Source organism: Paraburkholderia sp. BL6665CI2N2, from assembly GCF_004366535.1.
In the GTDB taxonomy this organism is placed as follows: Bacteria; Pseudomonadota; Gammaproteobacteria; order Burkholderiales; family Burkholderiaceae; genus Paraburkholderia.
Genome location: NZ_SORC01000001.1, coordinates 4,865,977 through 4,884,552, shown reverse-complemented (window position 1 = coordinate 4,884,552; position 18,576 = coordinate 4,865,977). Strand labels below are relative to the sequence as shown.

Here is an 18,576-nt window from a genome sequence, read left to right as displayed (position 1 = left end):
TTTGCGTGCCTCACTTGCGCTCGGGCAGAGGAATCCATTCGGTTTCGCCCGGCACCTTGCCCATTTCCTGACTGGTCCACGCCCGCTTCGCGGCTTCGATTTTCTCACGCGAACTGGCGACGAAATTCCACTCGATAAAGCGCTCGCCGTCGAGCTTTTCACCGCCGAGCAGCATGACGCGCGCGCCGTGGGTGCTCGCCAGTGTCACCGTTTCGTCGAGCGCTAGCACCGCCATCTGGCCGACTTCGAGCGACGTGCCGTCGATTTCCAGATCGCCGTCGACGAGATAGACGCCGCGTTCCTCGTGTTCCGGTTCGAGCGCGAAGGCGCCGCCCGGTGCGAATTCGCCGGCCACATACAGCGTGCCGGAAAACGTCTCGACCGGCGAGGTTGCGCCGAATGCCGTGCCGGCGATCACTCGCAGCGTGACGCCGTTGCGCTCGACCACCGGCAGCGTGTCGGCGGCGTGATGCGCGAACGACGGCGCGATCTCTTCGTCGTCGAGCGGCAGCGCGACCCACGTCTGGATGCCGTGCATGGTCTGGCCGCTCGCGCGGTCCTCGTCCGGTGTGCGCTCGGAATGGACGATGCCGCGCCCGGCCGTCATCCAATTGACGTCGCCGGGGACGATTTTTTGCGCCGAGCCGAGGCTGTCGCGGTGCATGATCGCGCCTTCGAACAGATAGGTCACGGTGGCGAGGCCGATATGCGGATGCGGCCGCACGTCGAGGCCCATGCCCGGTTCCAGGGTGGCCGGGCCCATGTGATCGAAGAAGATGAACGGGCCGATCAGGCGCGCCGCCATGGCCGGCAGCACGCGCCGCACGGTCAGACTGCCGACGTCGCGCAGATGCGGCTTGAGGACTGCTTTGATCGAGGAGGACATGGGCAGGCTCGGTGGGAAGGGTGGGCGGGGAGTGTTTAATAGACGATTCTACTGCGGTTGACGCGGCGACCGCATTCTGACTGCCTTTGTACACACGTGTATTTACAATATTGGCGGGGATCGCTATAGTGGAAGCACGTACATCCAATGTACATCCGTGCTGGGAGCTGAGCATGTTGACCAAGGTTTTCCGTAATGGCAATTCGCAAGCGGTGCGCATTCCCGCCGAATTGGCATTCGACAGTGCAGACGTCGAAGTCGAAATCGAGCGCGTGGGCGACGAATTGCGGATTCGTCCGACGCGCCGGCCGCTTGCCGGCGTGCTCAAGAAATTCGCCAGATTCGGGCCCGATTTCATGGCGGACGGCCGCGGCGACCACGAGCAGGCCGAGCGCGAGGATCTGTAATGCCGCGCTATATGCTCGACACCAACATGTGTATTTATCTGATGAAGAACCAGCCGGAGCAGGTGGCTGCGCGCTTCGCGCAATGCTTTGTCGGGGATGTCGTGATGTCCGCCATCACCTTCGCCGAACTTGAATACGGCGTAAGCGTGTCGGTGAATCGCGCGCGGGAGCGTCGTAACCTGGCGGCGCTTGCTGAGGATATTCAGGTCATGCCGTTCGACAGCGCGGCGGCAAGTGCGTACGGCCCGATCCGTGAAGCGACGCGCGAGCGCAAGAAAGACCAACTCGACAAGCTGATCGCCGCGCACGCGGTCTCTCTCGACGTGGTGCTCGTCACCAACAATGAACGCGACTTTGTGGCTTATCCAGGACTGCGGATAGAAAACTGGCTGAACGGCTGACTACGTTTTAAAGCACTCTGCAAGCGCGCGCCTCCGCTAAACTCCCAGATCGAACAATCAACTGGAGTCCGGCATGTCGCCGAGGGATTTGCTGCTTGCGATGGTCGTGGTCATCGCGTGGGGCGTCAATTTCGTCGTAATCAAGGTAGGTCTGCATGGCGTGCCGCCCATGCTGCTCGGCGCGCTGCGCTTCGCGCTCGCCGCCGTGCCGGCGGTGTTTTTCATCAAACGGCCCAACCTGCCGTGGCGCTGGCTGATTGCGTACGGCGCGACGATTTCGTTCGGCCAGTTCGCGTTCCTGTTCTCGGCCATGTACGTCGGCATGCCGGCCGGACTGGCCTCGCTGGTGTTGCAGGCGCAGGCGTTTTTCACGCTGATTTTCGCCGCGCTGTTCCTGCACGAGCGGTTCCGTTTGCCGAATGTGGTGGGTTTGCTGATTGCCGCCGGCGGTCTCGCCGTGATCGGCGTGCAAGGCGGTAGCGCCATGACGCTGGCCGGCTTTGTCCTGACCTTGTGCGCCGCATGTTCGTGGGCGCTCGGCAACATCGTCACGAAGAAGGTCGGCCAGGTGGACCTGGTCGGACTCGTGGTGTGGGGCAGCCTCATTCCGCCGCTGCCGTTTTTCGCGCTGTCGTACGCGCTGGAGGGGCCGCAGCGGATCGTCGCGGCGCTGTCCGGCATCAGCGCGACATCGGTCTTCGCGATCGTGTATCTCGCGTTTATCGCCACGCTGATCGGCTATGGCTTGTGGAGCCGTCTGCTGTCGCGCTATCCGGCGAGCCAGGTCGCGCCGTTTTCGCTGCTGGTGCCGATTGTCGGTCTCGCGTCGGCGTCGCTGTTTCTCGACGAGCATCTGTCCGCGGCGCAGATCGCGGGCGCTTTGCTGGTGATGGCGGGATTGGCCGTGAACGTGTTCGGCGGCTGGGCCGTGCAGCGGTTTTCGCTCACGCGCTGAGCGGCCGGCCTGAACCAGGACGAAAAAACGGCCGCATCGTGCGGCCGTTTTCCATCGCATCATCACATTGCACACGCGAGCTTCACGTCATGCGGTTCTTCGCGAGCGGTGGATTCGCCGCAAAATAACGCTTGATGCCGGTCATGATCGCGTCGGCCATCTTCTCGCGATACGCGTCGTCATTCAGGCGGCGCTCTTCGTCCGGGTTGCTGATGAAGGCGGTTTCCACGAGGATCGATGGAATATCCGGCGCCTTCAGCACCGCGAAGCCTGCCTGTTCGACCGAGCCCTTGTGCAGCTTGTTGATGCCGCCGATCTCCTTCAGCACGAAGTTGCCGTAACGCATCGAGTCGCGAATCTGCGCGGTGGTGGACATATCGAACAGCGCGCGGTTCACGGTCGCGTCGGCGGACTTGATGTTGATGCCGCCAATCTGATCCGACGAGTTCTCCTTGTTCGCCATCCAGCGCGCGGCGGCGCTCGAGGCGCCATGCTCGGACAGCGCGAACACCGACGAACCCTTCGCGTCGGGCGTGGTGAACGCATCCGCGTGGATCGACACGAACAGGTCCGCGCCGACGCGCCGCGCTTTCTGCACGCGCACGTTCAGCGGCACGAAGAAGTCGGCGTCGCGTGTCATCATGGCGCGCATGTTCGGTTGCGCGTCGATCTTCGCGCGCAGCTTCTTCGCGATGTCGAGCGCGACGTGCTTCTCATACGTGCCCGAGCCGCCGATCGCGCCAGGATCTTCGCCGCCGTGGCCCGGATCGATCGCGACGGTCAACAGACGCACCGTGTTGCTCTTGCCGGACTTGGGATTGGTGAAGGCGTAGGTATCGTCGCTGCCGGCGTCGTCCGCGCCCAGCGTGCTGGCGCTGTTGCCTTTGTTGCGAGCGATGGCCGTGGGCGGCGCCACCGGCGCAGCAGGCGTGGCCGGCTTGCCGAGCATCGGCGGCACAGGTGTCGGCGCGACATGCACCGGCGGACGCGGCACGCCCGGAGCGGAGCCGCTACCGCTGCCGCCGTTTTGCGCGTAGCGCTCGAAGAAGGCCTCGCTGTTGTCGGCGGTGGGCGGCGTGGTGCCCGGACCGCTCAGCGTGGCGGGCGGCGGCGCGCCGTTCTCTTCGTTGAAGGTCTGCTGCTTGCGTTCCGTCTGCGCGAGCAGATCCATCAACGGATCGGGCGCGACCGCCGGATACAGGTCGAACACCAGCCGGTACTTGTACGCGCCGACCGGCGGCAGCGTGAACACCTGCGGCTTCACCGAGCCCTTCAGGTCGAACACCATGCGCACCACGTGCGGCTGATATTGCCCGACTCGCACCGACGAGATCTGCGGATCGTTCGGCGTGATCTTCGAGACGAGGTCTTTCAACGACTGATCCAGATCGAGGCCGCTCAGGTCGACCACCAGCCGGTCCGGTCCCTGCAGCAACTGCTGGGCGTTCTGCAGCGGCTGATCGGATTCGATCGTCACGCGCGTGTAGTCGCGCGCCGGCCAGACCCGCACACCGAGCACCGAACTCGCCCACGCAAGACGCGGCGCGACGAGACCGAGCACGAGCGTGGACGCGCCCGCGCGGAGAATCTGCCGGCGCCGCCAGTTATGCGTTGCGGTAGCCGCCGATTCGATCGAGCGGAACGGTTTGATCAACATCTTTCGAGACATGCCTTTCCTGATTCGCTGTATGCCCGTGCGACGAGCACACGGCCGTCGCTTTCGTTCTCGTTCTCATTGTCGAGGTCGAGCGAGAAGACAAGATCCGGCACGCCCAGAAGACGGCCGGCGCGCTGCGGCCATTCGACGAGGCAGATCGCGCCGCTGTCGAAGTACTCGCGAAAGCCCGCGTCGGCCCATTCGGCCGGATCGGTGAATCTATACAGATCGAAGTGATAGAGCGTGAGTTCCCCAGCGGGCCGCTCGAGCACGTAGGGTTCGACGAGTGTGTAAGTGGGACTGCGCACGCGGCCGCTGTGGCCGAGGCCGCGCAAGGTTGCGCGCACGAGGGTGGTTTTGCCGGCGCCGAGGTCGCCGACGAGCTGGACTTGCAGTCCGTAGAACGCCTTGTCGCCGTCCGCGCCCGGCCTGCGTTGCGCGGCTTCGCGCACGCTTTCGATCGCCTGCGCGAAGCGCTCGCCGAAGGCCATGGTGGCGGCTTCGTCCGCGAGCGCAAAGGTGCGTTCGAGCAGGACGCTGGCGGGCGGTTGGATCGCGAGATCGGGATTGGCAGGCATTCTCGTAAAATGGCGTGATGAACCGAAGTCCGGAGTCCCCTGTTTCCCGCACGCCTGCGTCTGACGACGATGCGCGTGCCGAGCGTTGTTTCGATGAAGCGGCGCTGAAGGCGCTCGCGCTGAACATCAAAACCTGGGGCCGTGAACTGGGTTTCGGAGCGGTCGGCATTAGCGACACCGATCTCTCCGCTGCCGAAGCGCCGCTTGCAGCCTGGCTGGAAGCGGGTTGCCACGGCGAGATGGATTATATGGCGAAACACGGCATGAAACGCGCGCGGCCGGCCGAGCTTGTGGCCGGCACGCGACGTGTGATTACGGCGCGCATCGCTTATTTGCCCGCGCAGACATTGAGCGGAAAGGCGCACGAAAGCGCTTTGCAGGACGGCCCATTCACGCGGGACTGGCGCGCAGCCGAGCATGCGCGGCTCGCGGACCCGTCGGCGGCGGTCGTATCTATCTATGCGCGCGGCCGCGATTATCACAAGGTAATGCGTAACCGTTTGCAACATCTGGCCGAGAAAATCGAAGCTGAGATCGGCGCATTCGGCTACCGCGTATTTACCGATTCGGCGCCGGTGCTCGAAGTAGAACTGGCGCAGAAAGCCGGCATCGGCTGGCGCGGCAAGCATACGCTGCTGCTGCAACGTGACGCGGGTTCGCTGTTTTTCCTCGGCGAGATTTATGTCGATGTGCCGTTGCCGACCGATGCCGAGACTGTGCCTGAACTCGCACCCGAAACCCCGGGCTCGCACTGCGGAAGCTGCACGCGCTGTATCGGCGCGTGTCCGACCGGGGCGATTGTCGCGCCTTACAAGGTCGATGCACGCCTCTGCATCTCCTATCTCACGATCGAACTGAAGGGCAGTATTCCCCTGGAAATGCGGCCGCTGATCGGCAATCGTGTGTATGGCTGCGACGATTGCCAACTCGTGTGTCCATGGAACAAATTTGCGCAGGCCGCGCCGGTCGCGGACTTCGACGTGCGGCATGGGCTCGATCGCGCGTCGCTGGTCGAATTGTTCGCGTGGAGCGCGGACGAGTTCGATACGCGCATGCAGGGCAGCGCGATTCGCCGCATCGGTTACGAGAGCTGGTTGCGCAATCTCGCGGTGGGCATGGGTAACGCGCTGCGTGCGTCGTCGGACAGTTTGAGCGGGCCGGCGCGCGAGGCGATCGTGCAGGCGCTGAGAATGCGTGTGGATGACGCTTCCGCCGTCGTGCGCGAGCATGTGGAATGGGCGTTGGAAGCGGCGTAAAGTAGCGGCAAACGGGCGGTGCTTCGTGTGCTTAGCGTGTCTGCACTCTATGCCGGTACGCTATCTTGCAACCCCGAACGCCGGCGCTATTGAGGAGCAGGCAATCATGTTCAACGCAGTGATCGACGCGCCGTTCGGCAAGATCGGCATTCGCCTCGAAGGCGAGGCCGTGCGCGAGATCGTCTATCTGCCGGATTCGATGCAAAACGTCGCGCCCGACACGCCTTTGGCCAAGCAGGCGGCCGAGCAGATCGAGCGATATTTCGAGCGCGCGTCGGCGAAGTTCGAGTTGCCGCTGGCCTCGGTCGGCACCGCGTTTCAGAAGCGCGTGTGGCAGGCCATCAGCGACATTCCGCCGGGCGTCGTGCTGACTTACGGTCAACTGGCGCGGCAACTCGGCAGCGCGCCGCGCGCGGTCGGTCAGGCGTGCGGCGCCAATTACTTTCCGATCGTGATTCCGTGTCATCGGGTGGTGAGTTCGAGCGGCATCGGCGGTTTCGCGAATCACGCCGAAGAGGGTTTCTTCCGCAACATCAAGCGCTGGCTGCTGGCGCATGAAGGCATTCCCTACGCATGAGCGATACGTTGATCGACGACGCCGTCACCGCGTCACCTCTGTTCGTCGCCAGCTCGGCGTCGATCGATGCATTCTGCGACGCGCTGTGGCTCGAACACGGACTGTCGCGCAACACGCTCGATGCGTACCGCCGCGATCTGCGGCTCTTTTGCGAATGGCTGGCGCAGAGCCGCAACACGTCGCTCGATACCGCGAGCGAAGCCGATCTGAACGCGTATAGCGCGGCGCGGCAGAAAGACAAATCGACTTCGGCGAACCGGCGCCTGTCGGTGTTTCGCCGCTACTACGGTTGGGCTGTTCGCGAGCATCGCACGAAGGTCGATCCGACGGTGCGCATCCGCTCGGCGAAACAGCCGCCGCGTTTTCCGTCGACGCTCAGCGAGGCGCAAGTCGAAGCACTGCTCGGTGCGCCCGACATCGATACGTCGTTGGGCCTGCGCGATCGCACGATGCTGGAGTTGATGTACGCGAGCGGCTTGCGCGTGACCGAACTCGTCACGTTGAAGACGGTGGAAGCGGGCCTGAACGAAGGCGTGGTGCGCGTCATGGGCAAGGGCTCGAAGGAGCGCCTGATTCCGTTCGGCGAGGAAGCGCATAGCTGGATCGAACGCTATCTGCGCGAGGCGCGGCCCGCGTTGCTCGGCGCTCGCGCGACCGACGCGCTGTTCGTGACGAGCCGCGCCGAAGGCATGACGCGCCAGCAGTTCTGGAACATCATCAAGCGTCACGCGAGCGCGGCCGGTGTGCATGCGCCGCTCTCGCCGCATACCTTGCGGCATGCGTTCGCCACGCATCTGCTCAATCACGGCGCCGACTTGCGTGTCGTGCAACTGCTGCTCGGCCACACGGATATTTCGACCACGCAGATCTACACGCATGTCGCGCGGGAGCGGTTGAAGTCGCTGCACGCGCAGCATCATCCGCGAGGCTGATACGCATTCGCGGCGCGCTTGCGCTTCGTTCAGAGAAACTCGCGCAGCCGGTGCTTGAGAATCTTGCCCGTCGATGCCGCCGGCAACGCGGCGAGCACTTTGACTTCGGCCGGACGCTTGTACGGCGCGAGACGCTCGCCGCACCAATCGATCAGTTCGGCGGGCGTCACCGCTGCGCCCGCAAGCAACTCGGCGAACGCGACCACTTCCTCGTTACCTTCCACCGCGCGTCCGATCACCGCCGACTGCACGACTTGCGGATGCGCGTTCAGCACGTGTTCGACCTCGGCCGGATACACGTTGAAACCCGAGCGTATGATCAGCTCCTTGCTGCGCCCGACGATATGCAAGGCGCCGTCCGCGTCCTGCCGCGCGAGGTCGCCGGTTTTGAGCCAGCCGTCTTCGGTGACGACCGCGGCTGTCTGCTCCGGGCTGCGGTAGTAGCCGAGCATCACGTTGGGGCCGCGCACCCATAGTTCGCCGATCTCGCCCTTCGCTGCGTCGATTCCGTCGAGTCCGGCGAAGCGCACCTCGACGCCCGGAATGACCTCGCCGACGGAACAATCGCTGCGCGGTGCGTCGAGCATGGTGTGTGACACGGTCGGGCTGCTCTCGGTCATGCCGTAACCGTTGTGCAGCGGCAGACCGTAGACGCTTTCCACCTGCGCTTTCAAGGCGGCATCGAGCGGCGAGCCGCCCGAATAGGCGAAGCGCAATTGCGGTGCGGACCACGAGTGGCCGTGTGTCTGCAGGTGTTCGAGCAGTTTGGCGTGCATGGCCGGCACGCCCTGGAAAATCGACACGCGTTCTTCGGCAAGGGCGCGGCGGACGGCTTCTGGCGCGAAGCGCGGCACGAGCCGCAAGGCCGCGCCCGCGTGCAGGCTGCCTAGACAGACGGACGCGAAACCGTACACGTGCGAGATAGGCAGCACGGCATAGACGACATCGTCGGGGCCAACTTTGCGCAGGCGGCTCGAAATCGCTGCGATGAACAGCAGATTGCGATGGGACAGCATCACGCCCTTCGGCGCGCCGGTGGTACCCGTGGTGTAGATCAACGCGGCGCATTGGCGCTCGCTTGCGGCTTCGACCGGTTCGGCTATCGCCGCGCTATCCACCGTGTATGACCACGCGCCGATGTCCGGCGCGATAGGGGGTGTTTGGATGGCTTGATGGCGCTCGGCGTGCAGCTTGGCGTCCGCCGAGCTTTCCGTGGCGTAGGCGACGACGCGCGGCTGCGCGTGCGCACGGATCGAGTCGAGTTCGGCGGCGGACAGGCGCGCGTTCGATACCAGCGCCCATGCGTCGAGCCGGGCAGTCGCGAACAGCAGGACGATCTGCACGATGCTGTTCTCCGCGACGATCATCACGCGATCGCCGCCGCGCACGCCCGCTTCGCGCAGCAGCGCGGTGACGGCGTCGACGGCCTGCAGCAGTTGCGCGCTGGTGAGGCGGCGTGCATCCTCTATCAGGGCGACGTGCTGCGGATCGCGCGCGGCGGCCAGCGCCGGAATCTCGGCGATGCGTGCGGGCAGGGCTGCCAGCAGCGCGGAAATGTCGATCGTGGAACGGGCGGGCGAACCGAAGCTCAACACTGTCTCCTAAAGACGATTCGGTGGTCGACGTACAGTGCGTCAAAAGATTCTCGAACGATCGTGCCACAGCCGCTGGGCCCGCACAATTAGCCGTTCGGCAAATAGCCGTTGTGCAAAGTCGCCATTACAATGCGCCGATGAGCAAATCCAGACACGTCTCCGAAACGCCGGCCACGCAGTTTCTGCGCCGCCATGGCGTCGCTTTCGGCGAACATCCTTATGATTACGTCGAGCACGGCGGCACCGCGGAGTCGGCGCGCCAGCTCGGTGTGGACGAGCATCACGTCGTGAAGACGCTGGTGATGGAAGACGAGCACGCCAAGCCGCTGATCGTGCTGATGCACGGCGACCGCACCGTCAGTACCAAGAACCTCGCGCGGCAGATCGGCGCGAAGCGCGTCGAGCCGTGCAAGCCCGAGGTGGCGAACCGGCATTCCGGCTACCTGATCGGCGGCACCTCGCCCTTCGGCACGAAGAAGCAGATGCCGGTGTACGTCGAGTCGAGCATTCTCGACATGGACAAAATCTGGTTGAACGGCGGTCGGCGCGGTTTTCTGATCAGCATCGAGCCGAAGGTGCTGACGGAGTTGCTGGCGGCGAAGGCGGTGCAGTGCGCGAACGTCGATTGACGTTTGCCTGAATGTTTTGCGCGCGCGCGGGTTCGGTAGAATGTGCGCCGCCTTGTTCCAAGTTGCGCGCCCTGTTGCGGTTGGGGTGTCGAGTTTCAGACCGCCGATCCTTATAAGAGTCCCAGATGCAAAACCTGATCGTTGCTGTCGTTGCCTACCTGATCGGTTCGGTGTCGTTTGCCGTGATCGTGAGCGCCGCGATGGGCCTCGACGACCCGCGCTCGTATGGTTCGGGCAATCCTGGCGCCACCAATGTGCTGCGCAGCGGCAGCAAGAAGGCCGCAATTCTCACGCTGATCGGCGACGCATTCAAGGGCTGGCTGCCGGTGTGGTTCGTGGTGCACTACGGCGCGCGTTACGGGCTCGACGAGACTTCGGTGGCGATTGCGTCAGTGGCCGTGTTTCTTGGTCACCTGTATCCGGTTTTCTTCCGCTTCAAGGGCGGCAAGGGCGTGGCGACCGCGGCCGGCGTGCTGCTCGCGATCAATCCGATTCTCGGCGTCGCGACTTTGCTGACGTGGCTGATCGTGGCGTTCTTCACGCGCTATTCGTCGCTGGCGGCGTTGGCCGCGGCGGTGTTCGCGCCGATCTTCGACGGTTTTCTGTTCGGACCGCATGTGATCGCGCTGGCGATCGTCGTGATGAGTTCGCTGCTGGTGTGGCGGCATCGCGGCAATATCGCCAAGCTGATGCGCGGGCAGGAGAGCCGGATCGGGGACAAGAAGAAGGCGGATGCGGCGGCGAAGCCGGCGGGGGGGAGCGACGTTTGACGTGCGCTGCTTTTGCGCTCGTGCTTTTAAAGCCTTAGGGCTTTAGTGCTTAGGGCTTTGGTGCTCTGCGCACCATCTGCACGGCTCCGCGCGAATGCCGCGTGGAGCACGGCAGCGCAGGCTAGAGACAGGCGCCCGCTTACGCGCCGGCAGTTTTGCGCCTGGTACGCCGTGCCCAATACGGGCTACCCAGCGCTCAACGCCTGGTGCTGAGCGCCCAGCGCACCTGTCATGCGCGGTGCCGTGCGTGCGTTCGGCGCCCGCACGCGCGCCGGCAGATCAATCGCGGAAGTTGTTGAAGTCGAGCGGCGTATCGGTCACGTCCTTGCGCAGCATGGCGATCACGCTTTGCAGATCGTCGCGCTTGCCGCCGGTGATGCGCACCGCGTCGCCCTGAATGCTCGCCTGGACCTTGATCTTGCTGTCCTTCACGAGGCGCACGATTTTCTTCGATAGATCGCCCGACACGCCTTTCTTGATCTTGATGACCTGCTTGACCTTGTCGCCGCCGATCTTCTCGATCTTGCCATGGTCGAGGAAGCGCACGTCCACGTTGCGCTTGGCCATTTTCGACAACAGCACGTCTTTGACCTGACCGAGTTTGAAATCGTCGTCCGCGTAGGCCGTGATTTCGTTTTCCTTGTGTTCGACGCGCGCGTCCGACCCTTTGAAGTCGAAGCGCGTGGAAATTTCCTTGTTGGACTGCTCGATCGCGTTCTTGACTTCGATCATGTTCGCTTCGCAGACGACGTCAAACGATGGCATTTTTTTCTCCCAATAGTGCTGCGGTGCGTGACGCAACCGGACGGCTGCTCACGGGGCACTCGCTATAATCACGGACCGGACGTCATTTTACCGACGCCACTCCCTTTTGCCCAAGGCCGCCGCGCATTGTCGCGCGGCCGGGGCCCGAAGCCGGTTTCATCGGCTGCTTGATTGGTCGTTTCACTGTTCCGATTCCGATGTCCCAAACCCACTCCGCCGCGTTCATGGCCGGCTATCCGCTGAAGGCGCACAACACCTTCGGCTTCGATGTGCGCGCGCAGTTTGCCTGCCGCATCGAGCGTGAAGAGCAACTAATGGCCGCGATGCGCGATCCGCGCGCAGCCGGCCTGCCGCGTCTCGTGCTGGGCGGCGGCAGCAATGTCGTGCTGACCGGCGATTTTGGCGGCCTGGTGCTGCTGATCGCGCTGCGAGGCCGCCGCGTCGTGCGCGAGGACGATGACGCATGGTACGTCGAAGCGGCCGGCGGCGAGCCGTGGCATGAGTTCGTCGGCTGGACTTTGGCGCAAGGTTTGCCGGGTCTCGAGAACCTCGCGTTGATTCCGGGGACCGTAGGCGCGGCGCCGATTCAGAATATCGGCGCGTATGGGTTGGAGATGGTCGAGCGCTTCGCGTCGCTGCGCGCCGTGGAACTGGCTACCGGTGACGTCATCGAAATGGATGCGCAGGCTTGCCGCTTCGGCTATCGCGACAGTTTTTTCAAACGGGAAGGGCGGGACCGTTTCGTGATCACGTCGGTGACATTCCGTTTGCCGAAGGTCTGGCAGCCGCGTGCCGGCTACGCCGATCTCGCCCGCGAATTGGCTGCGAGCGGCCAGGCGGATACGCCGCCGAGCGCGCAGGTGATCTTCGATGCGGTAGTGGCGGTGCGGCGAGCCAAGCTGCCCGATCCGCTGGAGCTCGGCAACGCCGGTAGTTTCTTCAAAAATCCGGTGATCGAGGCGGCGCCGTTCGAGGCGCTGAAGGCCAGGGAGCCGGACGTCGTGTCGTACCTTCAGCCGGATGGACGGGTGAAACTCGCCGCGGGCTGGCTGATCGATCGATGCGGCTGGAAAGGCCGCGCGATGGGCGCGGCGGCCGTGCATGAGCGGCAGGCGCTAGTGCTGGTGAATCGCGGCGGCGCGAGCGGGGCGGAGGTGCTGGCGCTTGCGAAGGCGATTCAGCGCGATGTGCGGGAGCGATTCGGGGTGGAGTTGGAAGCGGAGCCGGTTTGTTTGTGACGATTCGTTGATGAATATAAAAAAGGCGCCGGGAATTTTCTTCCGGCGCCTTTTTTTGCGTCTACGTTTTGGCTTCGGCCGCGCCTCGCGGCGCTTGACTTCGTTGCCGCGAAGTTATCTTGCGCCGAAACGCCGGCTGTCAGTCACGCTGACGGCGCGCATTCTCCGCAATCCGCATGCGCAGCGCGTTCAGCTTGATAAAGCCGCCGGCGTCAGCCTGGTTGTAAGCGCCGCCGTCGTCGTCGAACGTGGCAATCGTCTTGTCGAACAGCGTTTCCTTCGAATCGCGTGCGACCACCGAGACGCTGCCCTTATACAGCTTAACGCGCACCCAGCCGTTCACCTTCTCTTGCGTATGGTCGATCAACACCTGGATCGCGCGGCGCTCCGGGCTCCACCAGTAGCCGTTATAAATCAGCGACGCGTAACGCGCCATCAGATCGTCTTTCAGGTGAGCCACTTCACGGTCGAGCGTGATCGACTCGATGCCGCGGTGCGCCTTCAGCATGATCGTGCCGCCCGGCGTTTCATAGCAGCCACGCGACTTCATGCCGACGTAACGGTTTTCCACCAGATCCAGACGGCCAATGCCGTGCTTGCCGCCCAGACGGTTCAGCTCGGTCAGCATTTCCGCAGCCGACAGACGCTTGCCGTTGATCGCGACCGGATCGCCGTGCTCGTATTCGATGTCGAGATATTCAGCCTGGTCCGGCGCCTGTTCCGGCGACACGGTCCAACGCCACATATCGGCTTCGGCTTCCGCCTTCGGGTCTTCCAGGTGACGGCCTTCGAACGAGATGTGCAGCAGGTTCGCGTCCATCGAATACGGGGCGCCGCCTTGCTTGTGCTTCATTTCGATCGGAATGCCCGCCTTTTCCGCGTACGCGAGCAGCTTTTCGCGCGACAGCAGGTCCCATTCACGCCACGGTGCGATCACCTTGATGCCCGGTTCCAGCGCGTAGTAACCGAGTTCGAAGCGAACCTGGTCGTTGCCCTTGCCGGTCGCGCCGTGCGACACCGCTTGCGCGCCGGTGGCGCGGGCGATTTCGATCTGACGCTTGGCGATCAGCGGACGCGCGATCGACGTGCCCAGCAGGTACTCGCCTTCATAGATCGTGTTGGCGCGGAACATCGGGAACACGTAGTCGCGCACGAATTCTTCGCGCAGGTCTTCGATAAAGATGTTGTCCTGCTTGATGCCGAGTTGCAGGGCTTTCTTGCGCGCCGGTTCCAGCTCTTCGCCCTGGCCGATGTCGGCCGTGAACGTGACGACTTCGGCGTCGTAATTGTCCTGCAACCACTTCAGGATGACGGAGGTGTCGAGGCCGCCCGAATAGGCGAGCACGACTTTCTTGATATCGCTCATGGTGAACTCGTAGCTGGAGAAAGCGGGAAAACAAGGCGCGCCGGCGGTTCCGGAGCGCGGAAAACCACTATTTTGACACTAAACCGCAGGCCGCCCGCGTTTTTGGGGCGGTGCGGTGTCGAAGCCGGGTCCGTTTACGGCCGCGGACGCCGGCTCGATGCGTGGCGCTAAACGTGGATGCCTTGCCTCGTATTCAAGGCCCCGTCGCGCTTCACGCAGATGCCGCTCAACCTGCCGACCGAGCGGCTCGCTCAGTGATTCAGCTTGCCGAGCAGCAGGTATTCCATCAAGGCCTTTTGCACATGCAGACGATTTTCCGCCTCGTCCCACACGACGCTTTGCGGGCCGTCGATCACTTCCGCGCTGACTTCCTCGCCGCGGTGGGCGGGCAGGCAGTGCATGAAGAGCGCGTCGGCGTTGGCGCGTGCCATCATGTCGGCGTCGACGCACCAGTCGGCGAAGGCTTTCTTGCGCGCTTCGTTTTCGGCCTCGAAGCCCATGCTGGTCCAGACGTCCGTGGTTACGAGGTCGGCGCCGGTGCAGGCCTCGTTCGGATCGTCGAATTCTTCGTAGAACGGTGCGCTTTCAGCAGCGACCATGGCGCGGTCCAGCTTGTAGCCCGGCGGCGTGGACAGGCGCAATTTGAAGCCGAGAATCTGTGCGGCTTCGATCCACGTGTACAGCATGTTGTTGGCGTCACCCACCCACGCGACCGTCTTGCCGCGAATCGGACCGCGATGCTCGAAGTACGTGAAGATGTCCGCCAGCACCTGGCACGGGTGATATTCGTTGGTGAGCCCGTTGATCACCGGCACGCGCGAATTCTCGGAAAAGCGCTGGAGAATGTCCTGGCCGAACGTGCGGATCATGATGATGTCGACCATGCGCGAGATCACTTGCGCGGCGTCTTCGATCGGTTCGCCACGGCCGAGCTGCGTGTCACGCGTGCTCATGAAAACGGCGTGGCCGCCCAACTGGAAGATGCCGGCTTCGAACGACAGGCGCGTGCGCGTCGAATTTTTTTCGAAGATCATCGCCAGCGTGCGATCGTGCAGCGGATGGTAAGTCTCGTAGTTCTTGAATTTGCGTTTCAGAATGCGCGCGCGTTCCAGCACGTACTCGTAGTCTTCCAGCGAGAAATCCTTGAACTGCAGGTAGTGGCGAATTTTCTTGGCGGTCATGAAACAAATACGGCGGTCTCACCCGGCAGGATTGCCGGACGGCGCCGCCGTCGTTTGTGGTAACTCAATGCAGCATAAAGGATTTCGCCCGATTTGACGAGTCGGCCAAAAGGCTGGGCAAGCTGTCTGAAAGCCTTGTGAAACCGTTAGACATGTCTTGTGTGCGCTGCGGAAAAGGGTCCTCTGCGTTATAATCCGCGGGTTATCCCAAAGCCCAGCAGGCCGGTATTTCGCTTGGCCGACCTCGGCTCGCGCGGTTCGGAATGACCTGCTCGCGGTGCGCCGTTACGATGAGCGCCAAGGCGGCTTAGCCGGCTCTTCGCGATTTCTGGCGGCGTAGTTCGCCATCGCGGCATGGTCAGCGAGTTCCAGGCAGGTCTCAGGCGGGTTTCAGCAATCAGCAGGCAATTCAGCGCCGTTCCGCCGTCCGTTTTGCCGTCATCCCGCTGGGCAGTTACACAGGTATTCCTACATGGCCGAAGCAGCTCCAACCGAATATTTCATTCAGGGCATCACGTCGAAGGGAAAAAAGTTTCGGCCGAGCGACTGGTCGGAGCGTCTCGCAGGCGTCATGGCCTGCTTCGGCCCCGGCGCAAGGAAAGGGCCGAACGCTTATATGCAGTACTCGCGGTACGTGCGGCCGACCATGATCGGCGACCTCAAGTGCGTGATTCTCGATTCGCGTTTGCGCGACATCGAGCCCATGGCTTTCGACTTCGTCCTCAACTTCGCTAAAGACAACGACCTTGTCGTGACCGAGGCGTGCGAGTTGCAACTTGAGCACGCCACGCCGCAAGAGAAACGGCACGTGATCTAGCGTGAGCCTGCCGGCTCGGCAGCAGCAAAAGCAAAAACCCGCCGGTAGCGGGTTTCTTTACGCTCAGTCCGCCGTCACGTGCGCGACGGACTACGCGGTGCAGTGCGATCTGTCGGTCCGAAGCAAAAAAGCCCGCCGAGGCGGGCCTTTCTGTGCAGCGGAAACAGGAGGTAGCCCACCGAAGCGGGCTGACCGGGATTACTGTGCTGCGGACGCTTGCAGACCCTTGATGGCTGCAGCGAGGCGGCTCTTATGGCGAGCTGCCTTGTTCTTGTGAACGATGTTCTTGTCGGCGATGATGTCGATGGTCTTCGACGATGCCTGGAAGATTTCAGCGGCCTTGGCCTTGTCGCCGGCGTCGATCGCCTTGCGGACAGCCTTGATAGCCGTACGGAACTTCGAGCGCAGTGCCGAGTTATGCGAGTTTGCCTTGGCGGCCTGGCGGGCGCGCTTGCGTGCTTGTGCGGAGTTAGCCATGACGGTTCCTTATCCTGTTCCTGTTTCCAGTACCTGACCTTCAAGTGGTGAGGCGCTGCTTTTAGATCGAACTCTTGGAAGCGATTGCCCAAGAGCGCAAAAGTGTCGAAAAAAATCGATCGGACTACGCGAAGGCAAGCCTATGTTTTCGGGCTAATCAAGGGTTGTTGGCAGATGGCGCGCGGTTAGCTGTGGCTAGCGTACGACCGATCTGAACCCCGTCCGAAAAGTTGAGCGAGCTTCGAAACCGGCGATTATAGCAACAAAATCAGGCACGTGGCAACGGGAAAGCGTCACAAAGCTTTGCCGCCCGACTGCGCAAAGTCCGGCGCCCGCTCGGCAGCCATATGGAGCAAGCGTGCCGCAGTCCGGGCGGAAAGTGCAGACGGGCGTGTCCAGTGGGCGCAGAACGGCGCGGCCGCGCTCAAAAAGACGCCGCGATTCGCTTTTCCGATCGAACGTCTGCGCAGCAAATCGGTCCGAATCGCGTTCCGGCTCGTCGTCCGCACTCGCGGCACCCGTATAATAAGCGCCCCATGAATCTATTCCGAGCCCTGCTGACGGTCAGCGGCTTCACGCTGCTGTCGCGCGTGACCGGACTGGCCCGCGAAACGCTGATCGCACGCGCGTTCGGTGCCAGTCAATACACTGACGCGTTCTACGTCGCCTTCCGCATTCCGAACCTGCTGCGCCGTATCTCCGCCGAAGGCGCTTTCTCGCAGGCCTTCGTGCCGATCCTCGCCGAGTTCAAGAACCAGCAAGGTCACGACGCCACCAAAGCACTGGTCGACGCGACCTCGACGGTGCTCGCCTGGGCGCTCGCGGTCCTCTCGCTGATCGGCGTCGTCGGCGCGTCGGGCGTGGTGTTCATCGTCGCCTCGGGCCTCGCGCACGAGGGTCAGGCGTACGCCCTCGCGGTCACCATGACGCGCATCATGTTCCCGTACATCATTTTCATTTCGCTGACGTCGCTGGCGTCGGGCGTGCTGAATACGTACAAGAACTTTTCGCTGCCCGCGTTCGCGCCGGTTCTGCTGAACGTCGCGTTCATCGTCGCCGCCGTGTTCGTCGCGCCGCGTCTTCAAACGCCGGTCTATGCGCTCGCGTGGGCGGTGATCGCCGGCGGCGCGTTGCAATTCCTCGTGCAACTGCCGGGTCTGAAGAAGATCGACATGATTCCGCGCATCGGATTGAATCCGCTGAAGGCGCTCGCGCATCGCGGCGTCAAGCGCGTGCTGTCGAAGATGGTGCCCGCGATGTTCGCCGTCTCGGTCGCGCAGATCAGCCTGATCATCAACACGAATATCGCCTCGCGCATCGGGCCGGGCGCCGTGTCGTGGATCAACTACGCCGACCGGCTGATGGAGTTTCCGACCGCGCTGCTGGGCGTCGCGCTCGGCACGATCCTGCTGCCGAGCCTGTCGAAAGCGCACGTCGACGCCGACCCGCACGAGTATTCGTCGCTGCTCGACTGGGGCTTGCGCGTCACCTTCCTGCTGGCCGCGCCGAGCGCCGTCGCGCTGTTTTTCTTCGCGCAGCCGCTGACCGCCACGCTGTTTCACTACGGCAAGTTCGACGGCAATTCGGTGGTGATGGTTGCCCGCGCATTGTCGGCGTATGGCGTCGGCCTGATCGGCCTGATTCTCATCAAGATCCTCGCGCCGGGTTTCTACGCGAAGCAGGACATCAAAACGCCGGTGAAGATCGGCGTCGGCGTGCTGATTCTCACGCAGTTAAGCAACTATCTGTTCGTGCCGATCTTCGCGCATGCGGGGCTCACGCTGAGCGTCGGGCTCGGCGCTTGCGGTAATGCGTTGCTGCTGTTTCTCGGGCTGCGCAAGCGCGGCATCTATACGCCGTCGAGCGGCTGGCTCAAATTTTTCGTGCAGTTGTTCGGCGCCTGTCTGGTGCTGGCCGGCACGATGCATTGGCTGGCCATCAGCTTCGACTGGATCGGCATGCACAGCCGCCCGGTCGACCGCATGGTGCTGCTCGCAGCGTGCCTCGTGCTGTTCGCCGCGCTATATTTCGGTATGCTTTGGCTGATGGGCTTCAAGTACGCGTATTTCAAAAGGCGAGTGAAGTGATC

19 protein-coding genes are annotated in these 18,576 nt (G+C 63.1%); 11 read left to right on the top strand and 8 right to left on the bottom strand.

What is annotated here, in order from left to right; genetic code table 11:
* Positions 1-10: 10 nt before the first annotated feature.
* Positions 11-886, bottom strand: a complete 876-nt coding sequence (locus B0G81_RS21820; protein ID WP_134138313.1) for a pirin family protein — start codon at positions 884-886, stop codon at positions 11-13.
* A gap of 173 nt (positions 887-1,059) precedes the next feature.
* Between B0G81_RS21820 and vapB the strand changes: the two genes are divergently transcribed.
* The 3 genes from vapB (at position 1,060) to B0G81_RS21805 (ending at position 2,649) form a co-directional block, all read left to right on the top strand.
* A complete protein-coding gene (vapB, locus tag B0G81_RS21815) occupies positions 1,060-1,293 on the top strand; it encodes a type II toxin-antitoxin system VapB family antitoxin (RefSeq protein WP_134138312.1) in 234 nt (77 codons plus the stop codon).
* The gene (locus B0G81_RS21810; RefSeq protein WP_134138311.1) at positions 1,293-1,694 is read left to right on the top strand and encodes a type II toxin-antitoxin system VapC family toxin; all 402 of its coding nucleotides are present in this window, start codon (positions 1,293-1,295) and stop codon (positions 1,692-1,694) included. Before vapB ends, B0G81_RS21810 begins: the two co-directional genes overlap by 1 nt.
* A 73-nt stretch (positions 1,695-1,767) precedes the next feature.
* A complete protein-coding gene (locus tag B0G81_RS21805; protein WP_134138310.1) occupies positions 1,768-2,649 on the top strand; it encodes an EamA family transporter in 882 nt (293 codons plus the stop codon).
* Positions 2,650-2,731: 82 nt separating this feature from the next.
* On the opposite strand, the gene B0G81_RS21800 is transcribed toward B0G81_RS21805, so the two are convergent.
* Together B0G81_RS21800 and tsaE are read right to left on the bottom strand one after the other, a co-directional pair.
* On the bottom strand, positions 2,732-4,318 hold the full coding sequence (locus tag B0G81_RS21800; protein WP_134138309.1) for an N-acetylmuramoyl-L-alanine amidase: 1,587 nt from the start codon (positions 4,316-4,318) through the stop codon (positions 2,732-2,734).
* Positions 4,300-4,884, bottom strand: a complete 585-nt coding sequence (tsaE, locus tag B0G81_RS21795; protein WP_134138308.1) for a tRNA (adenosine(37)-N6)-threonylcarbamoyltransferase complex ATPase subunit type 1 TsaE — start codon at positions 4,882-4,884, stop codon at positions 4,300-4,302. Before tsaE ends, B0G81_RS21800 begins: the two co-directional genes overlap by 19 nt.
* A gap of 17 nt (positions 4,885-4,901) precedes the next feature.
* Here tsaE and queG point away from each other — a divergent pair, with 17 nt between their 5' ends.
* The 3 genes from queG to xerD all read left to right on the top strand — a co-directional run bounded on the left by queG (position 4,902) and on the right by xerD (position 7,649).
* The gene (gene queG, locus B0G81_RS21790; RefSeq protein WP_134138307.1) at positions 4,902-6,140 is read left to right on the top strand and encodes a tRNA epoxyqueuosine(34) reductase QueG; all 1,239 of its coding nucleotides are present in this window, start codon (positions 4,902-4,904) and stop codon (positions 6,138-6,140) included.
* Positions 6,141-6,246: 106 nt separating this feature from the next.
* The gene (locus tag B0G81_RS21785; RefSeq protein WP_106286302.1) at positions 6,247-6,717 is read left to right on the top strand and encodes a methylated-DNA--[protein]-cysteine S-methyltransferase; all 471 of its coding nucleotides are present in this window, start codon (positions 6,247-6,249) and stop codon (positions 6,715-6,717) included.
* Positions 6,714-7,649, top strand: coding sequence for a site-specific tyrosine recombinase XerD (xerD, locus tag B0G81_RS21780; RefSeq protein WP_134138306.1), 936 nt, complete (start codon positions 6,714-6,716; stop codon positions 7,647-7,649). Before B0G81_RS21785 ends, xerD begins: the two co-directional genes overlap by 4 nt.
* Before the next feature lie 29 nt (positions 7,650-7,678).
* Here the strand turns inward: xerD and B0G81_RS21775 are convergent, their stop codons facing one another.
* Positions 7,679-9,241 (bottom strand): AMP-binding protein, encoded by a 1,563-nt coding sequence (locus B0G81_RS21775; protein ID WP_134138305.1) that lies wholly within the window; start codon positions 9,239-9,241, stop codon positions 7,679-7,681.
* Positions 9,242-9,381: 140 nt separating this feature from the next.
* On the opposite strand from B0G81_RS21775, the gene ybaK reads away from it, so the two are divergent.
* Entirely contained in the window at positions 9,382-9,873 is a 492-nt protein-coding gene (gene ybaK, locus B0G81_RS21770; protein WP_134138304.1) for a Cys-tRNA(Pro) deacylase, read from the top strand.
* A 125-nt stretch (positions 9,874-9,998) separates the two neighbouring features.
* Positions 9,999-10,643 (top strand): glycerol-3-phosphate 1-O-acyltransferase PlsY, encoded by a 645-nt coding sequence (gene plsY / locus B0G81_RS21765; RefSeq protein ID WP_106314214.1) that lies wholly within the window; start codon positions 9,999-10,001, stop codon positions 10,641-10,643.
* Positions 10,644-10,922: 279 nt separating this feature from the next.
* On the opposite strand, the gene B0G81_RS21760 is transcribed toward plsY, so the two are convergent.
* Positions 10,923-11,408, bottom strand: coding sequence for a YajQ family cyclic di-GMP-binding protein (locus tag B0G81_RS21760; RefSeq protein WP_012434170.1), 486 nt, complete (start codon positions 11,406-11,408; stop codon positions 10,923-10,925).
* A gap of 197 nt (positions 11,409-11,605) precedes the next feature.
* Here B0G81_RS21760 and murB point away from each other — a divergent pair, with 197 nt between their 5' ends.
* A complete protein-coding gene (murB, locus tag B0G81_RS21755; protein ID WP_134138303.1) occupies positions 11,606-12,646 on the top strand; it encodes a UDP-N-acetylmuramate dehydrogenase in 1,041 nt (346 codons plus the stop codon).
* 139 nt (positions 12,647-12,785) lie between these two features.
* Here the strand turns inward: murB and B0G81_RS21750 are convergent, their stop codons facing one another.
* Both B0G81_RS21750 and argF read right to left on the bottom strand, forming a co-directional pair.
* Complete coding sequence (locus B0G81_RS21750) at positions 12,786-14,012, bottom strand: argininosuccinate synthase (protein WP_106286297.1); 1,227 nt, start codon at positions 14,010-14,012, stop codon at positions 12,786-12,788.
* 251 nt (positions 14,013-14,263) lie between these two features.
* A complete protein-coding gene (gene argF / locus B0G81_RS21745) occupies positions 14,264-15,193 on the bottom strand; it encodes an ornithine carbamoyltransferase (protein ID WP_106286296.1) in 930 nt (309 codons plus the stop codon).
* 472 nt (positions 15,194-15,665) lie between these two features.
* On the opposite strand from argF, the gene B0G81_RS21740 reads away from it, so the two are divergent.
* Entirely contained in the window at positions 15,666-16,010 is a 345-nt protein-coding gene (locus B0G81_RS21740) for a DUF3579 domain-containing protein (protein WP_106286295.1), read from the top strand.
* A gap of 198 nt (positions 16,011-16,208) precedes the next feature.
* Here B0G81_RS21740 and rpsT read toward each other — a convergent pair whose 3' ends face one another.
* Positions 16,209-16,487 carry a 30S ribosomal protein S20 gene (gene rpsT, locus B0G81_RS21735; RefSeq protein ID WP_012434165.1) on the bottom strand — a complete coding sequence of 93 codons (279 nt, stop codon included), beginning with the start codon at positions 16,485-16,487 and terminating at the stop codon, positions 16,209-16,211.
* A 536-nt stretch (positions 16,488-17,023) separates the two neighbouring features.
* On the opposite strand from rpsT, the gene murJ reads away from it, so the two are divergent.
* Positions 17,024-18,574: a murein biosynthesis integral membrane protein MurJ gene (murJ, locus tag B0G81_RS21730; RefSeq protein ID WP_134138302.1), complete on the top strand. Its 1,551-nt coding sequence runs from the start codon at positions 17,024-17,026 to the stop codon at positions 18,572-18,574.
* The last annotated feature ends 2 nt before the right edge of the window (positions 18,575-18,576 follow it).